We start from the raw sequence: 3,137 nt of genomic DNA on the forward strand, positions 1-3,137 counted from the left end.
GCCGGCCCCCGGTCCTGCTGTCCGCCGGCGCCTGGGGCGCGGCGTCCCGCCCGGCCGCCACCGCCGGGCTGCTGGCGGCGGCCGGCTATCTGCCGGTGGTGCTGTGCGGCCGCAACGAACGGCTGCGAGCGCGGGTCTCCCGGGAGCCTGGGGTGCTCGCGCTGGGCTGGGTGGACGACATGCCGGGCCTGCTGGCCGCCTGCCACGCCCTGGTGGACAACGCGGCCGGCCAGACCGCCGTCCAGGCCCTCGCCACGGGCCTGCCCGTGATCGCCCACCGCCCACTGCCCGGCCACGGCACGGACGGCGTGCGCCGCATGGCCGAGCTGGGCCTGACCGAACTGGCCCCGGACGCCTCCGCCCTGCTGGCGGCACTCGGGCGGCTCGGGGAGAACACCCGGGAACGCACGGACCGGGTGACCCGCGGGCGCGCCTTGTTCCGGGGAGACGTCCTGGACCGCGTGACGGACCTGCCGCCGAACCCGTGACCCGGCCGGGGGCCGGACACCCGGCCCGCCGGCGGGCACCGGGGAGCCATGGCCGGGTGGGGCGCCGTACGGCACCGAGACCCGACCGGAACCGGAAAAGACCCGTGGTCACGCAGGGCGTCCACCGTCAGCCCCGCCTCCCGCCTCCGCCGTGACGCGCTGAGCGCACCCCGAGCCGCATCCCCCAGGTCACTCCCCCACCGCACCCGCCGACGCGACGGTCCGGCCAGAGACCGGGACGGAAACCGGAACCGGACCGTGGTCGCGCAGGGGCCCCACCGTCAGTCCCGCCTCCCGGCAGTCCCGGACCACGGTCGGCAGTGCGGCGAGGGCCGCGTGCCAGCAGCCGGGGGCCGCGTGGCGGTCGGAGTCGTGGAGCAGGACCGTACCGCCGCCGCGCAGGTCCGCGGCGACCCGGGCCCGTACGGACGCGGCCGTGGCGTCGGCCGTCCAGTCCCGCCCCCACGCCGACCACAGCACCGTCCGCAGTCCGGCCCGCCGGGCGGCCAGCCAGCGGCTCGTGGTGAGGATGCCGTACGGCGGGCGGTACCACAGCGGGCGGCGGCCGGTGATGTCGTGCACCGCGCGGACCGTCCGGGCGACCTCGTCGGCGTCGCGGGCGAACGCCGGCCACCAGGGCCGGTCGTGGCTCCAGCCGTGCACCCCCAGCTCGTGCCCGCGTCGCTCCGTCTCCCGGACCAGCGCGGGATGGCGGACCACCTGCTCGCCGAGGACGAAGAACGTGGCCCGCACGCCCAGCGCGTCCAGCGCGTCGAGGAAGCGCGGGGTCGACACCGGGTCCGGTCCGTCGTCGAAGGTGAGCGCGATGTGCCGGCGGGGGCCGGCGCCGGAGAGCCCTGGGAACAGCGGCAGGCGTACGCCCGGGAGCCAGGTGGCCGCCGGGCCGATGTGGGCCGCGGCGACCGCGGCGGGCAGCAGGACGGCGGCCGTCCGCAGGGCGCGGCCGGACACGGGGGACATCGGTGATCTACCTCCTCGGAGAGCGGGGGACGGCGGCGGAGGAGCCGGAGGACTTCTTCGGGTCCGTGGCGTCCCACTCCCCGCCGACGGACGGCGAGTGGACCAGGCCGATGCTGCCGGCGCCGATCATGGCGACGCCGATCGCCTCCGGCAGCAGGCTCACGCCCACGTGGATCGATTCGCCGAACAGCGCCCAGCCGAGCACCACACTGGTGAGCGCGTCGCCGAGGGTGAGCGCGGGCTGGGAGGCCGTCAGCGAGCCGGCGCCGAGCGCGCCCTGCAGCAGCAGGAACGCGACGAGTCCGGCGACTCCCGTGGCGTACAGCGACCAGTGCCCGAACATCTCGGCGGGCCCCTGCCCGAGCCGTCCCACCGCCTCCTTCAGCAGGGCCGCGGTGGTGGCGAAGGACACGGCGGAGGCGAGTCCGAGCAGCGCGGCCCGGGACGCGCCCCGGGCCGGGCGCGCGATCAGCACGAGCAGGACGACCAGGCCGAGCGCGCCACCACCGCCCAGCAGCCAGTCCTCCGGCCGGGCGGTGGGCCGGCCGGGGGACGGCGACGCCGCCAGGAGGAACAGGGCCAGGCCGCCGCCCAGAGCGAGGAACGCGAGCCAGGTACGGCCGTCCGGGCGGCGCCGGAAGACGACACTGCCCACGACCAGCGTGAACAGCAGTTCGGCGGTGAGCAGGGGCTGGACCAGGGACAGGCTGCCGACGGCCAGCGCCCCGGCCTGCAGCAGGCTGGACAGCCCCAGCAGCCCGGCGCCCGCCAGCCAGGAGGGTCTGCGCAGCAGATGGGCGAACCGGCGCATGGCGGATCCCGCCCCACCGTCCTGGTCCGGCTCCTGCACGGCGGCCCGGCGCTGGAGCACCGACGCGGACGCGTTGGACAGGGCCGCGAGCAGGGCGAGCAGCACGGTCAGCGCCATCACGACGGCTCACCCGAAGCGGGCGGCGAGCCGCCGGTAGAGTCCGGGCGCGGCACCGCGCACCCGGGCGGGGAGCCGCAGCCACCCGGGGACGTACACCTCGTCCCGGCCGTGCAGGACGGCGGCGCAGACGGCGTCGGCCACGCGTTCGGCGGGTACGGGCCGGGGCCAGGCGCGGGTGTAGGGGGTGCCCCGCCGGTCGAAGAAGGGGGTGGCGACCACGCCGGGGATGACATGGCTGACGCCCACGCCGGTGCCGCGCAGTTCGTACCGCAGGCAGTCGGCGAAGGTGGCCAGCGCGGCCTTCGCCGCGGAGTAGACGGCCTCCCCGCGCACGCCCACGCTGCCGGCGAGGGATCCGATGAGCACGACGCGTCCGGATCCGGCGGCGACCATGTGCGGCAGCACGGTCCGCACCAGGTGCACGGTGGCCAGCAGGTCGACTCCCACGATCTCGTCGATGCGCGCGGCCGGCATGTCGGCGAAGTCGCCGGCCCAGCCGACGCCGGCGCCCGCGACGAGCAGGTCGAGCCGTCCGAGGTGGTCCAGGGCGAGGCCGGCGAGCCGGCGGTCGGCGCCGGGCCGGGTCAGGTCGGCGGGCAGCGCGACCGCGCCGGCCTGTGCGGCCACCTGCTCCAGGCGGGTGACGTCGCGTCCGTTCAGGGCCAGTCGCCAGCCGCCCTCGGCGGCCAGCCGGCGGGCCACGGCCGCGCCGATGCCCGAGGAGGCGCCCGTCACCA

The 3,137-nt window shown here is 77.5% G+C and carries 3 protein-coding genes and 1 pseudogene; 1 reads left to right on the forward strand and 3 read right to left on the reverse strand.

The genetic code is table 11. The features are described from left to right. Positions 1 to 488: pseudogene (locus ABZV94_RS40880) on the forward strand (galactosyldiacylglycerol synthase); the annotation flags it as partial. A 189-nt stretch (positions 489 to 677) separates the two neighbouring features. Here the strand turns inward: ABZV94_RS40880 and ABZV94_RS40885 are convergent. From ABZV94_RS40885 to ABZV94_RS40895, 3 genes are all read right to left on the reverse strand, one after another. Continuing rightward, a complete protein-coding gene (locus ABZV94_RS40885; RefSeq protein WP_356350089.1) occupies positions 678 to 1,469 on the reverse strand; it encodes a polysaccharide deacetylase family protein in 792 nt (263 codons plus the stop codon). Positions 1,470 to 1,476: 7 nt separating this feature from the next. Next, a complete protein-coding gene (locus tag ABZV94_RS40890) occupies positions 1,477 to 2,400 on the reverse strand; it encodes a DMT family transporter (protein ID WP_356350092.1) in 924 nt (307 codons plus the stop codon). A gap of 6 nt (positions 2,401 to 2,406) precedes the next feature. Next, positions 2,407 to 3,137 (reverse strand): SDR family NAD(P)-dependent oxidoreductase (locus ABZV94_RS40895; protein WP_356350094.1); only part of this gene is annotated, 731 nt, incomplete at its 5' end.

Origin of the sequence: Streptomyces sp. NPDC004658 (genome assembly GCF_040609555.1) — a bacterium.
Lineage (GTDB): Bacteria > Actinomycetota > Actinomycetes > Streptomycetales > Streptomycetaceae > Streptomyces.

Coding starts and splice junctions, on each gene's coding strand:
- ABZV94_RS40885 (WP_356350089.1), bottom strand. CDS start 1,469: ATGTCCCCCGTGTCCGGCCGCGCCCTGCGGACGGCCGCCGTCCTGCTG.